The organism is Pseudoxanthomonas kalamensis DSM 18571, assembly GCF_010211745.1.
In the GTDB taxonomy this organism is placed as follows: Bacteria; Pseudomonadota; Gammaproteobacteria; order Xanthomonadales; family Xanthomonadaceae; genus Pseudoxanthomonas_A; species Pseudoxanthomonas_A kalamensis.
Map to the genome: position 1 here is coordinate 1 of NZ_PDWQ01000123.1, position 539 is coordinate 539.

Genomic DNA, 539 nt, shown 5'->3' on the forward strand with positions numbered 1-539 from the left:
GGACCATAGTAGTTCCCGAACCCGATACAACTCCGAATGCCATATACTTGCATAAACGCAGTCAGACTGCGAATGATAAGATCCGTAGTCAAAAGGGAAACAGCCCAGACCATCAGCTAAGGTCCCAAAGTGTAAGTTAAGTGGAAAAGGATGTGGGATTTCTAAGACAACTAGGATGTTGGCTTAGAAGCAGCCACTCATTTAAAGAGTGCGTAATAGCTCACTAGTCAAGAGATCCTGCGCCGAAGATGTCCGTGGCTCAAACTTACCACCGATGCTATGGGTGTACACTATGTGTACGCGGTAGAGGAGCTTTCTGTATGGGTTGAGGTCGTACCGTAAGGAGCGGTGGACTGTACAGAAGTGAGAATGCTGGCATAAGTAGCGAGAAATAAGTGAGAATCTTATTGGCCGAAAATCTAAGGTTTCCTGGGGAAGGTTCGTCCGCCCAGGGTTAGTCGGGACCTAAGCCGAGGCCGAACGGCGTAGGTGATGGACAATCGGTTGATATTCCGCTACGGCCTATTTACGTTTGAGAA

General features: G+C 48.2%; 1 rRNA gene. It reads left to right on the forward strand.

The features are described from left to right. Nucleotides 1-539: ribosomal RNA gene (locus CSC70_RS14330) — 23S ribosomal RNA — on the forward strand; the annotation flags it as partial.